The organism is Georgenia thermotolerans (genome assembly GCF_009193185.1).
Lineage (GTDB): Bacteria > Actinomycetota > Actinomycetes > Actinomycetales > Actinomycetaceae > Georgenia > Georgenia thermotolerans.
Window position 1 is genome coordinate 1 of the sequence record NZ_VUKF01000029.1, and the last position, 15,118, is coordinate 15,118.

Here is a 15,118-nt window from a genome sequence, read left to right on the forward strand (position 1 = left end):
CGGTCGCGAGGGCGGCCGCCGCGGCGCCGAGCACCAGGTCGCAGCCGGCGGCGAGCCGCGGGGAGGCGCCCGCCGTGCGCGTCCGCGGCGCGGGGCGCCGCCGGCGCATCTTGGCGCTGTCGGTGGTGAGGGCGGGCAGCGCGAGCGGCCTGCTCGCGACGGTCACCGCCACCGGGCCACCCCCGCCCGTGTGAGGGCTCCGGCCACCGCCTGTGTCATGACCTCGTCCACGCCTCCCCCTCCGCCGCCCCGGCGGTCACGGCCGGGGCCGGCCGTCACCTGGGAACCCTCAGCAGGCAACCAGCGCGGGCAGGCGGCGGGGCCGGGTCACGGGGATGATGCGGGCCTGAATCGGCCGGGATGAGGCGGGTGACGGGTCACGCCGGGGGCCGGGCGGGCCGCGTCCGGAGGGGGGTGAGCCGTCCTCACCCCGGGGTCGCGGAGCCGCAGGTGGCGGCGGTCGTTCAGGTGAGCGGGGCGACCTCGACGCCGTGGGCGGCCAGCGCGGCGGCGCCGCCGTCGGGCGCGGTGAGCACCCAGATGCCGCCGTCGAGCAGGGCCACGGTGTGCTCGAAGTGCGCGGCCCGGGAGCCGTCGAGGGTCACCACGGTCCACTCGTCCTCGAGGACGGTGTTCTCCGAGGACCCGGCGGTGATCATCGGCTCGACGCACAGGCACATGCCCGGCCGCAGCCGCGGGCCCTTCTCGCGGGTGCGGTAGTTGAGCACCTCGGGCGGCTGGTGCATCGCGGTGCCGATGCCGTGGCCGACGTACTCCTCGACGACCCCCAGGCGCAGGCCGCGCTCGGCGTTGGCGCGCTCGACGGCGTCCTCGACGGCCGCGCCGACGTCCCCGAGCCGGCTGCCGGTGGCCAGCGCGGCGATGCCGGCCCACATGGCCGCCTCGGTGGTCTCCACCAGGGCGAGGTCCTCGGCGGCGGCCTGACCGACCACCATGGAGAACGCCGCGTCACCGTGCCAGCCGTCGACCACCGCGCCGCAGTCGAAGGAGACGACGTCGCCGTCCTGGATCACCCGCTCGCCCGGGATGCCGTGGACGATCTCCTCGTTGACGGAGATGCACGCGGTGGCGGGGAAGCCCTGGTAGCCGAGGAAGTTCGACCGCGCCCCGGCGCGCTCGATGACCTCGGCGGAGACGGCGTCGAGGTCGCCGGTCGTCATGCCGGGGGCCACGGCGGCGCGCAGGGCGGCGTGGATGTCCGCCACCACGAGCCCGGCCCGGCGCATGACCCGGACCTGCTCGGGCGTCTTGTACTCGATCTTCTCGCGGCCGAACATGGCCATCTCCTCTGCGGCGCCGCAGCGCCCGTCGAACGACGCGGCGCCGTCCGGGTCGGACGGCGCCGCGTGAGTGGGGGGCGGGTCAGCCCAGCTTGGGGGCCAGGGCCGCCAGGATCCGGTCGGTGACCTCGTCGATCTCGCCGATGCCGTCGACCTGCACCAGCAGGCCGCGGTCGGCGTAGAGCCGGGCCAGCGGCGCCGTCTGCTCGGCGTAGACCTCCAGGCGGCGGCGGATGACCGGCTCGGTGTCGTCGGCGCGCCCCTGCTCGGAGGCCCGCTTGAGCAGCCGGGTGACCACCTCGTCGGTGTCGGCGGTCAGCTCCACGACGGCGTCGAGGCGCTGGCCGTCGCCGGAGAGCATCCCGTCGAGCTCGGCGACCTGGTCCGCGGTGCGCGGGTAGCCGTCGAGCAGGAAGCCCGGAACGGCGTCCGGCTGCGCGAGCCGGTCGCGCACCATCGCGTTGGTGACCTCGTCGGGGACGTACTCCCCCGCGTCCATGTAGCGCTGGGCGCGCTTGCCGAGCTCGGTCTGCTCGGCGACGTTGGCCCGGAAGATGTCGCCGGTCGAGATGGCCGGGACCGAGAGGCGGTCGGAGATCCGGACGGCCTGGGTGCCCTTGCCGGCACCGGGCGGACCGAGGAGGACGAGTCGTGCGCTCATCGCAGGAACCCTTCGTAGTGGCGCTGCTGGAGCTGGGAGTCGATCTCCTTGACCGTCTGCAGGCCGACGCCCACGACGATGAGGATCGAGGTCCCGCCCAGGGTCAGCTGGGTGATGTTCATCTGGCCCATGACGATGGTCGGCAGCAGGGCCACCAGCGTCAGGTAGATGGCGCCCGCGGTGGTGATGCGGGAGATCACGTACTGGAGGTACTCCGCCGTGGGCCGCCCGGCGCGGATGCCGGGGATGAAGCCGCCGTAGCGCTTCATGTTGTCGGCGACCTCTTCGGGGTTGAACGTGATCGAGGTGTAGAAGTACGCGAAGAACAGGATCATCGCCGCGTAGATGACGATGTACAGCGGCGCGGTCGGGTTGGCCACGTTCGCGACGACCCACTGCACCCACGGCTCGTTCTGGTTGCCGAACTGGGCCACCAGGGTGGGCAGCGCCAGCAGCGAGGACGCGAAGATCACCGGGATGACGCCGGACATGTTGATCTTGATCGGGATGTAGGTCGACGAGCCGCCGTACATGCGCCGGCCGACCATCCGCTTGGCGTACTGCACCGGGATGCGCCGGGTGGACTGCTCGACGAAGACGACGAGCAGGGTCACCACGAGCAGCAGGCCGACGATGACCAGCACGTGGAGGATGCCGTCGGTGCCGCCGGCGATGGAGCCGAGCCGCGAGGGGAAGGCCGCCACGATCGAGGTGAAGATCAGCAGGGACATGCCGTTGCCCACGCCGCGCTCGGTGATCAGCTCGCCGAGCCACATGACCAGGCCGGTGCCGGCGGTCATCGCGACGATGGTGATGAGCAGGTTGACCGGCGAGTCGTCCGGGATGGGGTTGACCGGGCAGCCGGCGAACAGGCCGGTGTTGGCGACCGTGACGATGACCGCGGACTGCAGGATCGCCAGGAAGATCGTCAGGTACCGGGTGTACTGGGTGAGCTTCGCCTGCCCGGCCTGGCCCTCCTTGTGGAGGTCCTCGAAGCGCGGGATGACCACGCGCATGAGCTGGATGATGATGCTCGCGGTGATGTACGGCATGATGCCCAGCGCGAAGATCGACAGCTGGAGCAGGGCGCCGCCGCTGAAGAGGTTGACCATCCCCAGCAGGTCCCCGGTGCCGGTGGCCGCGATGCACTGCTGCACGTTGCCGTAGCTGACGCCCGGGGCCGGGATGAACGTGCCGAGCCGGAAGACCGCCATGATCCCCAGCGTGAACAGCAGCTTGCGCCGCAGGTCAGGCGTGCGGAACGCCTGGGCGAATGCGCTGAGCAAAACTTCCTCCTGCGTGTGTGGCCCGAGAGGGCCTGACGGCCGCCGGACGCGGCACGGGCCGCGGGTCAGACTATCGCGGATGGGGCCGGCGCCGGGCGGGCCCCCGCCGGAGCGCCGACGGGCCGGGCCACAGCAGGCCCGGCCCCAGACAGCGGCGCGGGCGGCCCGGCTGTGCCGGGCCGCCCGCGCGGGTGGCTCACTTGGCGGAGATGGTCCCGCCGGCGGCCTCGATCTTCTCCTTGGCCGACGCGGACCACGCGTCCACGGCGACCTCGAGCTTGACGCCCAGCTCACCGGTGCCGAGGACCTTCACCGGCCGGCCGGAGCGCACCGCGCCCTTGGCGACCAGGTCCTCGACGGTGACGGCGCCACCCTCGGGGTACAGCGTGCCGAGCTTGTCCAGGTTGACCACCTGGTACTCGGTGCGGAACGGGTTCTTGAAGCCGCGGAGCTTGGGCAGCCGCATGTGCAGCGGCATCTGCCCGCCCTCGAAGGCCTCGGGCACCTGGTAGCGGGCCTTGGTGCCCTTGGTGCCGCGGCCGGCCGTCTTGCCCTTGGAGCCCTCACCACGACCCACGCGGGTCTTGGCGGTCTTGGCGCCGGGGGCCGGACGCAGGTGGTGCACCCGCAGCGGCGTGCCGTTGTTCGTGCTGTCGGACATCAGTCGACCTCCTCCACGGTGACGAGGTGCGCCACCGTCGTGATCATGCCGCGCACCTCGGGCCGGTCCTCGCGGACGACCGACTGGCCGATCTTCCGCAGGCCGAGCGTGCGCAGCGTGTCACGCTGGTTCTGCTTGCCGCCGATGACGGACTTCGTCTGGGTCACCTTCAGCTGAGCCATCACGCACCTGCCCCGACGGTCTGCTCGGCCGCGGCCTTGGCCTCGCGGTCCTTCGCCTCGCCCTCGGCGCGCTCGCGCAGCAGCGCGGCCGGGGCCACGTGCTCCAGCGGCAGGCCACGGCGGGCGGCGACGGCCTCGGGCTGCTCCAGCATCTTCAGCGCCGCCACGGTCGCGTGGACGATGTTGATCGCGTTGGACGAGCCGAGCGACTTGCTCAGCACGTCGTGCACGCCGGCGCAGTCGAGGACGGCGCGCACCGGGCCGCCGGCGATGACGCCGGTACCCGGGGACGCCGGGCGCAGGAACACCACGCCCGCGGCGGCCTCGCCCTGGACGGCGTGCGGGATCGTCCGCTTGACGCGCGGGATGCGGAAGAAGTTCTTCTTCGCCTCCTCGACGCCCTTGGCGATCGCCGCCGGCACCTCCTTGGCCTTGCCGTAGCCGACGCCGACGGTGCCGTCGCCGTCGCCCACCACGACCAGGGCGGTGAAGCTGAAGCGGCGGCCGCCCTTGACGACCTTCGCGACGCGGTTGATCGTCACGACGCGCTCGATGTAGTTGCTCTTCTCCTCGGCCCCGCGGCGGTTGTCGCGGCGGTCGCCCCGCCCACGCCCCTCGCGGCGGTTGCCGCCCTCGCGGTTCTCGCCCGAGGCGGCGGGACCGGAGCCGGTCCTGCTTCGCTGCGGTGCAGCCATCAGATGTTCCTCTGCTCTCGTACGGTCGGCATGGTCACAGGGTCAGACCGCCCTCGCGGGCGCCGTCGGCCACCGCCGCGACCCGCCCGTGGTACTTGTTGCCGCCTCGATCGAAGACGACGGACGCCACGCCCGCCTTCTTCGCCCGCTCGGCGACGAGCTCGCCGACCCGGCGGGCCTTGGCGGTCTTGTCGCCCTCGGCGGCGCGCAGGTCCGCCTCCAGCGTGGAGGCCGAGGCCAGCGTGCGGCCCGTGGTGTCGTCCACGAGCTGGGCGACCATGTGGCGGCTCGAGCGGGTGACGACGAGGCGGGGACGCTCGGCGGTGCCGGTGATGCGCTTGCGCAGCCGGATGTGGCGGCGCGTGCGGGCGACAGCCTTGCCCTTGCCCTTGACGGAGATAGCCATCGCTTACTTACCAGCCTTTCCGACCTTGCGGCGGACCTGCTCGCCGGCGTAGCGCACGCCCTTGCCCTTGTACGGCTCGGGCTTGCGGATCTTGCGGATGTTCGCAGCGACCTCGCCGACCTGCTGCTTGTCGATGCCGGAGACCGAGAACTTCGTCGGGCCGTTCACCGTGAAGGTGATGCCCTCCGGGGCGCTCACGGTCACGGGGTGCGAGAAGCCGAGGGCGAACTCGAGGTCCGAGCCCTTGGCGATCACGCGGTACCCGGTGCCGACGATCTCGAGGTCCTTGGTGTAGCCCTGGGTCACGCCGGTGACGAGGTTCGCCAGGAGCGTGCGGGTCAGGCCGTGCAGCGAGCGGGACTCCCGCTCGTCGTTCGGGCGGGCGACGACGAGAGCGCCGTCCTCGTCGCGCGAGACCGTGATGGGCTCGGCGACGTTGTGGGTCAGGGTGCCCTTGGGGCCCGTGACCGTCACGGCGCGACCGTCGATGGTGACGTCGACGCCAGCGGGGACCGGGACGGGGAGCCTACCGATTCGGGACATGCTCGTCTTCCTTCCTGGTCACCAGACGTAGGCGAGGACTTCCCCGCCCACGCCCTTGTTCTGTGCCTCGCGGTCGGTCAGCAGGCCGGAGGAGGTGGACAGGATGGCCACCCCGAGGCCGCCGAGGACCTTGGGCAGGTTCGTCGACTTCGCGTAGACGCGCAGACCGGGCTTGGACACCCGGCGCACGCCGGCGAGGGAGCGCTCGCGGTTGGGGCCGAACTTCAGCTCCAGGGTCAGCTTCTTGCCGACCTCCGCGTCCTCCACCTTCCAACCGGCGATGTAGCCCTCGGACTTGAGGATCTCCGCGATGTTCGCCTTGAGCTTCGAGTACGGCATGGACACCGACTCGTGGTACGCCGAGTTGGCGTTACGCAGACGCGTCAGCATGTCTGCGATGGGGTCAGTCATAGTCATCGGGCCTCGGCCCTTCCTCGTCGCGGTTTCCTCACGGGACCTGCGACGTCAGTGTTACCAGCTGGACTTGGTGATGCCGGGCAGCTGCCCGGCGAGGGCCATCTCGCGCAGGCAGATGCGGCACAGCCCGAACTTGCGGTACACCGAGTGCGGGCGCCCGCAGCGCTGGCACCGGGTGTAGGCGCGCACGCCGAACTTCGGCTTGCGGTTGGCCTTCTGGATCAGAGCGGTCTTCGCCATCTCAGTCCTCCTTGAACGGGAAGCCCAGGCGACGCAGCAGCGACCGCCCCTCTTCATCGGTAGTGGCCGAGGTGACGACCGTGATGTCCATGCCACGCACGCGGTCGATCTTGTCCTGGTCGATCTCGTGGAACATCGACTGCTCGGTCAGACCGAAGGTGTAGTTGCCGTGCCCGTCGAACTGCTTGGGGCTCAGCCCGCGGAAGTCGCGGATGCGGGGCAGGGCGAGGGAGAGCAGCCGGTCGAGGAACTCCCACATGCGGTCGCCGCGCAGCGTGACGTGCGCGCCGATCGGCTGGCCCTCGCGCAGCTTGAACTGCGCGATGGACTTGCGGGCCTTGGTGACCTGCGGCTTCTGGCCGGTGATGAGGCTCAGGTCGCGGATGGCGCCCTCGATGAGCTTGGAGTCGCGCGCCGCGTCGCCCACGCCCATGTTGACCACGATCTTGGTCAGGCCGGCGACCTGGTTGACGTTCTCGTGCTGGAACTCCTCACGCAGCCCGGCGACGATCTCGTCGCGGTAGCGCTGCTTGAGGCGCGGCAGGGTGGTGGTCTCGGTCATGCTCAGATGTCCTTACCGGAGCGCTTGGCCACGCGGACCCGCACGGTGCGGGTGCGCCCGTCGCGCTCGACAGTCTCGGTGCGGTAGCCCACCCGGGTGCCCTTCTTGGTCTCCGGGTCGACCAGCATCACGTTGCTGACGTGGATGGGGGCCTCGACGGTCTCGATGCCGCCCGTGCGCGCGCCACGGCTGGACTGGCCAACCTTGGTGTGCTTCTTGACGCGCTGCACACCCTCGACGACGACGCGCTGGTCGTCCTTGTGGACCTCGAGCACCCGTCCCTGCTTGCCCTTGTCCCGGCCCGCGATGACGACGACGAGGTCGCCCTTCTTGATCTTGGCCATCAGAGCACCTCCGGCGCCAGAGAAATGATGCGCATGAACTTCTTGTCACGCAGCTCCCGGCCCACGGGGCCGAAGATGCGCGTGCCGCGAGGCTCGCCGTCGCCCTTGAGGATCACGGCCGCGTTCTCGTCGAAGCGGATGTACGAGCCGTCCGGGCGACGACGCTCCTTGGTGGTGCGGACGACGACGGCCTTGACCACGTCGCCCTTCTTGACGTTGCCGCCGGGGATGGCGTCCTTGACGGTGGCGACGATGGTGTCGCCGATGCCGGCATAGTGCCGGCCGGAGCCGCCGAGAACACGGATGCAAAGGATCTCCTTGGCACCGGTGTTGTCGGCGACCTTCAGCCGCGACTCCTGCTGGATCATTCGATGTACTCCTGTTGTCGTGCCGGTTCTCGGCTCTGCCGAGCCTGGCCGAACGGATGGTGGGCTGGGAGGGCCTGGTTACTTGGCCTTCTCGAGGATCTCGACCACGCGGTACCGCTTGGTCGCAGACAGCGGACGGGTCTCCATGATGAGGACCAGGTCCCCGACGCGGACCTCGTTCTGCTCGTCGTGCGCCTTGACCCGCTCGGTGCGGCGGATGACCTTGCCGTACAGGGCGTGCTTGACGCGGTCCTCGACCTCGACCACCACGGTCTTGTCCATCTTGTCGCTGACGACGTAGCCGCGGCGGGTCTTGCGGAAGTTCCGCTCGCCGGCGGCCGTCGGCTCGACGGTCTGGTTCTCGCTCACTGGGACCTCGTTCACTTCTCGGTGCTGGGCGCGGTACGGATGCCGAGCTCGCGCTCGCGCACGATCGTGTAGATGCGGGCGATGTCCCGGCGCACGGCCTTGAGCCGGCCGTGGTCCTCGAGCTGCCCGGTGGCGGCGGAGAACCGCAGGTTGAACAGCTCGGCCTTGGCCTTGTCGAGCTCCTCGGCCAGGCGGTCGTTGTCCATCCCGTCCAGGTCGGCCGGGGTCAGGTTCTTGGATCCGATGGCCATCATTCACCACCCTCACGACGCACGAAACGCGTCTTCATCGGGAGCTTGTGCTGCGCGCGGCTCATGGCCTCGCGCGCCAGCCCCTCATCGACGCCGGCGAGCTCGAACATGACGCGGCCGGGCTTGACGTTGGCGACCCACCACTCCGGGGAGCCCTTGCCGGAGCCCATGCGGGTCTCGGCCGGCTTCTTGGTGAGCGGACGGTCGGGGAAGATGTTGATCCACACCTTGCCGCCACGCTTGATGTGGCGGGTCATGGCGATACGAGCGGCCTCGATCTGCCGGTTGGTGACGTACGCGCCCTCCAGTGCCTGGATGCCGTAGTCCCCGAACGCGATCGTGGTGCCACCCTTCGCCACGCCGCGACGCGTGGGGTGGTGCTGCTTGCGGTGCTTGGTCCGCCGAGGGATGAGCACGGCTCAGGCCTCCGTTCCGGTGGTCGCCGAGGTCTCGCCGGCGGCAGCCGCCGCCTGCGGAGCGCCCTGCGGGCGGGACTCGCCGCCGCGCCCGCCCTCGCGGCGCGCGCCGCCACGGCGCTCGCCACGACCACGCGGGGCCCGGCCGGCGGAGTCGGCCTGCTCGCGGGCGTACTCCTTCTCGGTCACGTCACCCTTGTAGATCCACACCTTCACGCCGATGCGGCCGAAGGTGGTCCGGGCCTCGAAGAACCCGAAGTCGATGTTCGCGCGCAGCGTGTGCAGCGGCACGCGCCCCTCGCGGTAGAACTCCGAGCGCGACATCTCCGCGCCGCCGAGACGGCCGGAGCACTGCACCCGGATGCCCTTGGCGCCGGCGCGCTGGGCGGACTGCATGCCCTTGCGCATGGCGCGGCGGAACGACACGCGGCTCGCGAGCTGCTCGGCGATGCCCTGGGCGACCAGCTGGGCGTCGACCTCGGGGTTCTTGACCTCGAGGATGTTCAGCTGGACCTGCTTGCCGGTGAGCTTCTCCAGCTCGCCGCGCAGGCGGTCGGCCTCCGCGCCGCGGCGCCCGATGACGATGCCCGGGCGGGCGGTGTGCAGGTCGACGCGGACCCGGTCGCGGGTGCGCTCGATGTCGACCTTGGAGATGCCGGCGCGCTCGAGGCCCGCGGACATCAGGCGGCGGATCGCGACGTCCTCGCGGACGTAGTCGCGGTAGCGCTGGCCGGCCTTGGTGCTGTCGGCGAACCAGCGCGAGCGGTGATCGGTGGTGATGCCGAGCCGGAACCCGGTCGGGTTGACCTTCTGACCCACTAGCGGGTCCTCCCCTTCGTGCCGGCGGCCAGCGTGGCCGCGCCCTTGGTCTCAGCCTCACCCACGACGACCGTGATGTGGCTGGTGCGCTTGAGGATGCGCGCCGCCCGGCCCTGAGCGCGCGGACGGAACCGCTTCAGGGTGGGGCCCTCGTCGACGTACGCCTCGAGGACGACGAGCTTGCTCTCGTCGAAGGCCTCGCTGGCCTGGTCGGCCTTGACGCGCGCGTTGGCGATCGCGCTCTCGACGACCTTGCGCACGGTCTCGGCCGCCGCCTGCGGGGCGAACCGCAGCACCGCCACAGCCTCCTCGGCGCGCTTGCCGCGGACGACGTCCACGACGCGACGCGCCTTCTGGGGCGTGACGCGGACGAATCGCGCCTGCGCCTTGGCTTCCATGTTCCTGCCTTACTTGTCGGTTCGGTTGCTCGGGGACCCGCGCGTCAGCGGCGGCGGGCCTTGCGGTCGTCCTTGTCGTGCCCGCGGTAGGTGCGGGTCGGGGCGAACTCCCCGAGCTTGTGGCCGACCATCGCCTCGGTGACGAAGACCGGGACGTGCTTGCGCCCGTCGTGCACCGCGAAGGTGTGACCCAGGAAGTCCGGGGTGATCACGGAACGGCGGGACCAGGTCTTGATGACGTTCTTCGAGCCCGTCTCGTTGGCGACGTCCACCTTCTTCTGCAGGTGGTCGTCGACGAAGGGACCCTTCTTCAGACTGCGCGGCATGTCGTCGCCCTCTCCCTATCAGCGCTTCTTGCCGGTGCGACGACGGCGCACGATCAGCTGGTCGCTCGGCTTGTTCGGACGGCGGGTGCGGCCCTCAGGCTTACCCCACGGGCTGACCGGGTGACGACCACCGGAGGTCTTGCCCTCACCACCACCGTGCGGGTGGTCGACCGGGTTCATGACGACGCCACGGACGGTCGGGCGCTTGCCCTTCCACCGCATGCGGCCGGCCTTGCCCCAGTTGATGTTGGACTGCTCGGCGTTGCCGACCTCGCCGATGCTGGCGCGGCAGCGGGCGTCGACATTGCGGATCTCGCCGGAGGGCATGCGCAGCTGGGCGAACATGCCTTCCTTGGCGACGAGCTGCACCGAGGCGCCGGCCGAGCGGGCGATCTTCGCGCCGCCGCCGGGCCGCAGCTCGATGGCGTGGATGACCGTACCGACCGGGATGTTCCGCAGCGGCAGGTTGTTGCCGGGCTTGATGTCGGCGCCGGGGCCAGCCTCGATGCGGTCGCCCTGCTTGAGCTTGTTCGGGGCGATGATGTAGCGCTTCTCGCCGTCGGCGTAGTGCAGCAGCGCGATGCGGGCGGTGCGGTTGGGGTCGTACTCGATGTGCGCGACCTTGGCCGGGACGCCGTCCTTGTCGTGGCGACGGAAGTCGATGACGCGGTAGGCACGCTTGTGGCCGCCGCCCTTGTGGCGGGTGGTGATCCGGCCGGTGGAGTTGCGGCCGCCGGACTTGCTCAGCGGACGGACCAGCGACTTCTCCGGCTCGGACCGGGTGATCTCGACGAAGTCAGCCACGCTCGAACCGCGGCGGCCCGGCGTCGTCGGCTTGTACTTACGGATTCCCATGGGTGTCGATCCTCAATCCCTCTGGTGGAGCCGGCCTCAGCCGGCCACCTCGCCAAAGATGTCGATGGAGCCCTCGCGCAGCGTGACGATCGCGCGCTTGGTGTCCTTGCGCTTGCCGAGGCCGAACTTCGTCCGACGGGTCTTGCCCTGCCGGTTCGCCGTGTTCACCGAGGCGACCTTGACGTCGAAGATCTTCTCGATGGCGTTCTTGATCTCGGTCTTGTTCGAGCGGGGGTCCACCTCGAAGGTGTACTTGCCCTCGTCGATCAGGCCGTAGCTCTTCTCCGAGACGATCGGCTTGATGATGATGTCGCGGGGGTTCTTGCTCGCCTCGATGCTCACTTGGTCTCCTCCTCGGCGCCGCCGACGAAGGCGGCCAGCGCACCGGCGGTGAACACGACGTCGTCGTTGACGAGGACGTCGTAGGTGTTCAGCTGGTCGACCCAGAGCAGGTGCACGCTGGGGACGTTCCGCAGGCTCAGCACCGTCAGCTCGTCGGTGCGCTCGACGACGACCAGCGCGCTGCGCTCGGCGACGACGTTGCGCAGCGCGGTGAGCGCGGCCTTCGTCTTGGGGGCCTCGCCCTCGACCAGGGAGCTGACCACGTGGACGCGGCCGGCGCGGGCGCGGTCGGACAGGGCGCCGCGCAGCGCGGCGGCCTTCATCTTCTTGGGGGTCCGCTGGGAGTAGTCGCGCGGCTGCGGGCCGTGGACGGTGCCACCGCCGGCGAACTGCGGGGCGCGCACCGAGCCCTGGCGGGCGCGGCCGGTGCCCTTCTGCTTGTAGGGCTTCTTGCCGCCGCCGCGGACCTGGCCGCGGGTCTTGGTGGCGTGGGTGCCCTGACGCGCGGCGGCGAGCTGCGCGACGACGACCTGGTGGATCAGCGGAACGTTGGTCTGGACGTCGAACACGTCGGCGGGCAGGTCGGCCGAGCCGGCCTTGGCCCCCGAGGCGTCGAGCACATCGACAGACATCGCGGTCTGGTCAGCCATCGGTTTCACGCCCCCTTCGCGGCGGTCTGAACCACGACGATCCCGCCCTTGGGGCCGGGCACGGCGCCGGTGACGAGAAGGAGGCCCTTCTCGGCGTCGACGGCGTGGATCGTCAGGTTCTGGGTGGTGTGGCGGGCGTTGCCCATCCGGCCGGCCATGCGCAGGCCGCGGAACACGCGCGAGGGCGTGGACGCGCCGCCGATGGAGCCCGGCTTGCGGTGGTTGCGGTGCGCACCGTGGGAGGCCGAGACGCCGGCGAAGCCGTGGCGCTTCATGACACCGGCGGTGCCCTTGCCCTTGGTGGTGCCGACGACGTCGACGGTCGTCCCCGCCTCGAACGCCTCCGCCGTGAGCTCCTGACCGAGGCTGTACTCGGCGGCGTCGGCGGTGCGGATCTCGGCCACGTGGCGGCGGGGGGTGACCCCGGCCTTGCCGAAGTGGCCCTTGAGCGGCTGGGTGACCTTGCGCGGGTCGATCTGGCCGAAGGCGAGCTGGACGGCGCTGTAGCCGTCGGTCTCCGGGGTGCGCACCTGCGTCACCACGTTCGTGCCCACCTGGACGACCGTGACGGGGACGAGGCGCCCGGCCTCGTCCCAGACCTGGGTCATGCCGAGCTTCGTGCCGAGCAGCGCCTTGACGGCGCGGCCGGCAGCCTGCTGGGAAGTCGTAGTCATTGCAGGTGTCCTCAGAGCTTGATCTCGATGTTGACGTCCGCCGGCAGGTCGAGCCGCATGAGCGAGTCGACCGCCTTCGGCGTCGGGTCGACGATGTCGATGAGCCGCTTGTGCGTGCGCATCTCGAAGTGCTCGCGGCTGTCCTTGTACTTGTGGGGCGAACGGATGACGACGAAGACGTTCTTCTCCGTCGGCAGCGGCACCGGGCCCACGACCGTCGCACCAGCGCGGGTCACCGTGTCGACGATCTTGCGCGCCGAGCTGTCGATGACCTCGTGGTCGTAGGACTTGAGCCGGATGCGGATCTTCTGTCCCGCCATGGCGTCGTCTAACCTCTCTCGTACCGCTACCTGTACCGACCCCCGCACTCGGGCGTGTCGCGAATCGCGGCGCGCTCCGACCGGGCACCCCGGCACGGGGCAGGTCGTTGTGATGCTTGTGGGGGCGGGTGGTGGCACCCGCTCCGGGCAGTCATTCCGCCTGGGACGCAGCCCCAGGCAACCGGTCTAGTCTGCCAGACGGATCAGCGGCTTGGCCAATCCGACCGGCTCCTACGCGGTGAGGAACCGGTCACGCCCGGCAGGCGCGCGCTCGCGCGCACCGGCTCCGCAACATTACCAGGGTCGGCCGCCCGCCCGCGAGCCTCCTTGACGAAGCGCTCCTGTGAGGCTGCGCACGCGGCGCCGCTCCCCCGCCGGCTCGAGCTCCGCCGGGTGCACGCGGCTCCCCGGCCGGCCGGGCTCCCCCGGGTGCACGCAACTCCCCCGCCGGCCGCTCCACCGGTGGCCGCGCACCGAGCGGCCTCCCGCCGCGGGCGCCTCGTCGCACCCCGGGCGGGTGATCTGCCACCCGCTCGGGGCGCAAGCACCCGCGCGCTGACGTGCGCCCGGCCCTCGCCCCCTGGCCGCAGCGCCCGGGCCGGCCGACTGCCGTCGACTCGCGCAGCGGTGGGCGGACGCGCCGAGGGCCCGGCAGCTGGAGCAGCTGCCGGGCCCTCTGGGTCCTGCGTGCCGGCCTGGGCCGGCGGCCGGCGGGTGCCGGCGGTGCCGGGTCGCCCCGGCGTCAGATCACTCGATGATCTTGGTGACCCGGCCCGAGCCCACGGTGCGGCCACCCTCGCGGATGGCGAAGCCGAGGCCCTCCTCCATGGCGATCGGCTGGATGAGCTCGACCGTCATGTCGGTGTTGTCGCCGGGCATGACCATCTCGGTGCCCTCGGGCAGCGTGATGACGCCGGTGACGTCGGTGGTCCGGAAGTAGAACTGCGGACGGTAGTTCGAGTAGAAGGGGTTGTGACGGCCGCCCTCGTCCTTGGCGAGGATGTAGACCGCGCCCTCGAACTTGGTGTGCGGGGTGATCGAGCCGGGCTTGCAGACGACCTGCCCGCGCTCGACGTCCTCGCGCTTGGTGCCGCGGAGCAGCAGACCGACGTTCTCGCCCGCGTCGGCGGTGTCGAGAAGCTTGCGGAACATCTCGATGCCGGTGACGGTGGTCTTCTGCTTCTCGGGGTGGATGCCGACGATCTCGACCTCCTCGTTCACCTTGAGCTGACCGCGCTCGACGCGGCCGGTGACCACGGTGCCGCGGCCGGTGATGGTGAAGACGTCCTCGATCGGCATGAGGAAGGGCTTGTCGATGTCGCGGACCGGGTCCGGGACGTTCTCGTCGACGGCCTCCATGAGGTCCTCGACCGACTTGACCCACTTCGGGTCGCCCTCGAGCGCCTTGAGCGCGGAGACGCGGATCACGGGCACGTCGTCGCCGGGGAAGCCCTGCGACGACAGCAGCTCGCGGACCTCCATCTCGACGAGCTCGAGGATCTCCTCGTCGTCGACCATGTCCGACTTGTTCAGGGCGACCAGCAGGTACGGCACGCCGACCTGGCGGGCGAGCAGCACGTGCTCGCGCGTCTGGGCCATCGGGCCGTCGGTCGCGGCGACCACCAGGATCGCGCCGTCCATCTGGGCGGCGCCGGTGATCATGTTCTTGATGTAGTCGGCGTGACCGGGGGCGTCGACGTGCGCGTAGTGGCGCTTGTCGGTCTGGTACTCGACGTGCGAGACGTTGATCGTGATACCGCGCTGGCGCTCCTCAGGAGCGTTGTCGACCTGGTCGAACGGGGTGAACGAGTTCAGGTCCGGGTACTTGTCCGCCAGCACCTTGGTGATGGCAGCCGTCAGCGTCGTCTTGCCGTGGTCGACGTGACCGATGGTGCCGATGTTGACGTGCGGCTTGGTCCGCTCGAACTTGGCCTTCGCCACTGGGGTCCTCCTGGGACTTGGGTAGTTGTCTCACAGCTCTGGCAGGTGCGGGGCGCTCCCGCCGGGGCAGATGGGGTCCTACGGGTCGGTT

General features: G+C 70.7%; 25 protein-coding genes. All 25 read right to left on the reverse strand.

Features of this window, described 5'->3' with window-relative positions; genetic code table 11:
* Positions 1-464: 464 nt before the first annotated feature.
* Positions 465-1,298, reverse strand: a complete 834-nt coding sequence (gene map, locus GD970_RS13790) for a type I methionyl aminopeptidase (RefSeq protein WP_152203485.1) — start codon at positions 1,296-1,298, stop codon at positions 465-467.
* 85 nt (positions 1,299-1,383) lie between these two features.
* Positions 1,384-1,962: an adenylate kinase gene (locus GD970_RS13795; protein WP_152203486.1), complete on the reverse strand. Its 579-nt coding sequence runs from the start codon at positions 1,960-1,962 to the stop codon at positions 1,384-1,386.
* Positions 1,959-3,248 (reverse strand): preprotein translocase subunit SecY, encoded by a 1,290-nt coding sequence (gene secY / locus GD970_RS13800; RefSeq protein WP_152203487.1) that lies wholly within the window; start codon positions 3,246-3,248, stop codon positions 1,959-1,961. Before secY ends, GD970_RS13795 begins: the two co-directional genes overlap by 4 nt.
* Before the next feature lie 196 nt (positions 3,249-3,444).
* Positions 3,445-3,909 carry a 50S ribosomal protein L15 gene (rplO, locus tag GD970_RS13805; RefSeq protein ID WP_152203488.1) on the reverse strand — a complete coding sequence of 155 codons (465 nt, stop codon included), beginning with the start codon at positions 3,907-3,909 and terminating at the stop codon, positions 3,445-3,447.
* A complete protein-coding gene (gene rpmD / locus GD970_RS13810) occupies positions 3,909-4,091 on the reverse strand; it encodes a 50S ribosomal protein L30 (RefSeq protein ID WP_152203489.1) in 183 nt (60 codons plus the stop codon). The genes rplO and rpmD overlap by 1 nt, the downstream gene beginning before the upstream one ends.
* Positions 4,091-4,786, reverse strand: coding sequence for a 30S ribosomal protein S5 (gene rpsE / locus GD970_RS13815; protein WP_152203490.1), 696 nt, complete (start codon positions 4,784-4,786; stop codon positions 4,091-4,093). Before rpsE ends, rpmD begins: the two co-directional genes overlap by 1 nt.
* Before the next feature lie 34 nt (positions 4,787-4,820).
* A complete protein-coding gene (gene rplR, locus GD970_RS13820; protein ID WP_152203491.1) occupies positions 4,821-5,192 on the reverse strand; it encodes a 50S ribosomal protein L18 in 372 nt (123 codons plus the stop codon).
* A 3-nt stretch (positions 5,193-5,195) separates the two neighbouring features.
* On the reverse strand, positions 5,196-5,735 hold the full coding sequence (gene rplF / locus GD970_RS13825) for a 50S ribosomal protein L6 (RefSeq protein WP_152203492.1): 540 nt from the start codon (positions 5,733-5,735) through the stop codon (positions 5,196-5,198).
* Between the two features lie 18 nt (positions 5,736-5,753).
* Positions 5,754-6,152, reverse strand: a complete 399-nt coding sequence (gene rpsH, locus GD970_RS13830; protein ID WP_152203493.1) for a 30S ribosomal protein S8 — start codon at positions 6,150-6,152, stop codon at positions 5,754-5,756.
* 54 nt (positions 6,153-6,206) lie between these two features.
* Complete coding sequence (locus tag GD970_RS13835; protein ID WP_152203494.1) at positions 6,207-6,392, reverse strand: type Z 30S ribosomal protein S14; 186 nt, start codon at positions 6,390-6,392, stop codon at positions 6,207-6,209.
* A gap of 1 nt (position 6,393) precedes the next feature.
* Positions 6,394-6,954, reverse strand: a complete 561-nt coding sequence (gene rplE, locus GD970_RS13840) for a 50S ribosomal protein L5 (RefSeq protein WP_152203495.1) — start codon at positions 6,952-6,954, stop codon at positions 6,394-6,396.
* 2 nt (positions 6,955-6,956) lie between these two features.
* Positions 6,957-7,298, reverse strand: coding sequence for a 50S ribosomal protein L24 (rplX, locus tag GD970_RS13845; protein WP_152203496.1), 342 nt, complete (start codon positions 7,296-7,298; stop codon positions 6,957-6,959).
* Positions 7,298-7,666 (reverse strand): 50S ribosomal protein L14, encoded by a 369-nt coding sequence (rplN, locus tag GD970_RS13850; protein WP_152203497.1) that lies wholly within the window; start codon positions 7,664-7,666, stop codon positions 7,298-7,300. Before rplN ends, rplX begins: the two co-directional genes overlap by 1 nt.
* 78 nt (positions 7,667-7,744) lie before the next feature.
* Positions 7,745-8,035 (reverse strand): 30S ribosomal protein S17, encoded by a 291-nt coding sequence (gene rpsQ, locus GD970_RS13855; RefSeq protein WP_152203498.1) that lies wholly within the window; start codon positions 8,033-8,035, stop codon positions 7,745-7,747.
* An 11-nt stretch (positions 8,036-8,046) separates the two neighbouring features.
* Positions 8,047-8,286: a 50S ribosomal protein L29 gene (gene rpmC, locus GD970_RS13860; RefSeq protein WP_152203532.1), complete on the reverse strand. Its 240-nt coding sequence runs from the start codon at positions 8,284-8,286 to the stop codon at positions 8,047-8,049.
* Positions 8,286-8,702, reverse strand: coding sequence for a 50S ribosomal protein L16 (rplP, locus tag GD970_RS13865; protein ID WP_152203499.1), 417 nt, complete (start codon positions 8,700-8,702; stop codon positions 8,286-8,288). Before rplP ends, rpmC begins: the two co-directional genes overlap by 1 nt.
* Before the next feature lie 3 nt (positions 8,703-8,705).
* Positions 8,706-9,521 (reverse strand): 30S ribosomal protein S3, encoded by an 816-nt coding sequence (gene rpsC / locus GD970_RS13870; protein ID WP_152203500.1) that lies wholly within the window; start codon positions 9,519-9,521, stop codon positions 8,706-8,708.
* Positions 9,521-9,919 (reverse strand): 50S ribosomal protein L22, encoded by a 399-nt coding sequence (gene rplV, locus GD970_RS13875; protein ID WP_152203501.1) that lies wholly within the window; start codon positions 9,917-9,919, stop codon positions 9,521-9,523. The genes rpsC and rplV overlap by 1 nt, the downstream gene beginning before the upstream one ends.
* Positions 9,920-9,963: 44 nt before the next feature.
* The gene (rpsS, locus tag GD970_RS13880; RefSeq protein ID WP_152203502.1) at positions 9,964-10,245 is read right to left on the reverse strand and encodes a 30S ribosomal protein S19; all 282 of its coding nucleotides are present in this window, start codon (positions 10,243-10,245) and stop codon (positions 9,964-9,966) included.
* A gap of 18 nt (positions 10,246-10,263) precedes the next feature.
* On the reverse strand, positions 10,264-11,100 hold the full coding sequence (gene rplB / locus GD970_RS13885) for a 50S ribosomal protein L2 (RefSeq protein WP_152203503.1): 837 nt from the start codon (positions 11,098-11,100) through the stop codon (positions 10,264-10,266).
* Positions 11,101-11,136: 36 nt separating this feature from the next.
* A complete protein-coding gene (gene rplW, locus GD970_RS13890) occupies positions 11,137-11,436 on the reverse strand; it encodes a 50S ribosomal protein L23 (protein WP_152203533.1) in 300 nt (99 codons plus the stop codon).
* 2 nt (positions 11,437-11,438) lie between these two features.
* Entirely contained in the window at positions 11,439-12,092 is a 654-nt protein-coding gene (rplD, locus tag GD970_RS13895; RefSeq protein WP_152203504.1) for a 50S ribosomal protein L4, read from the reverse strand.
* Positions 12,093-12,097: 5 nt separating this feature from the next.
* Positions 12,098-12,766 (reverse strand): 50S ribosomal protein L3, encoded by a 669-nt coding sequence (gene rplC / locus GD970_RS13900; protein WP_152203505.1) that lies wholly within the window; start codon positions 12,764-12,766, stop codon positions 12,098-12,100.
* A gap of 11 nt (positions 12,767-12,777) precedes the next feature.
* Complete coding sequence (gene rpsJ / locus GD970_RS13905; protein WP_006502853.1) at positions 12,778-13,086, reverse strand: 30S ribosomal protein S10; 309 nt, start codon at positions 13,084-13,086, stop codon at positions 12,778-12,780.
* Positions 13,087-13,833: 747 nt separating this feature from the next.
* On the reverse strand, positions 13,834-15,027 hold the full coding sequence (gene tuf / locus GD970_RS13910) for an elongation factor Tu (RefSeq protein ID WP_152203506.1): 1,194 nt from the start codon (positions 15,025-15,027) through the stop codon (positions 13,834-13,836).
* Positions 15,028-15,118: the final 91 nt, after the last annotated feature.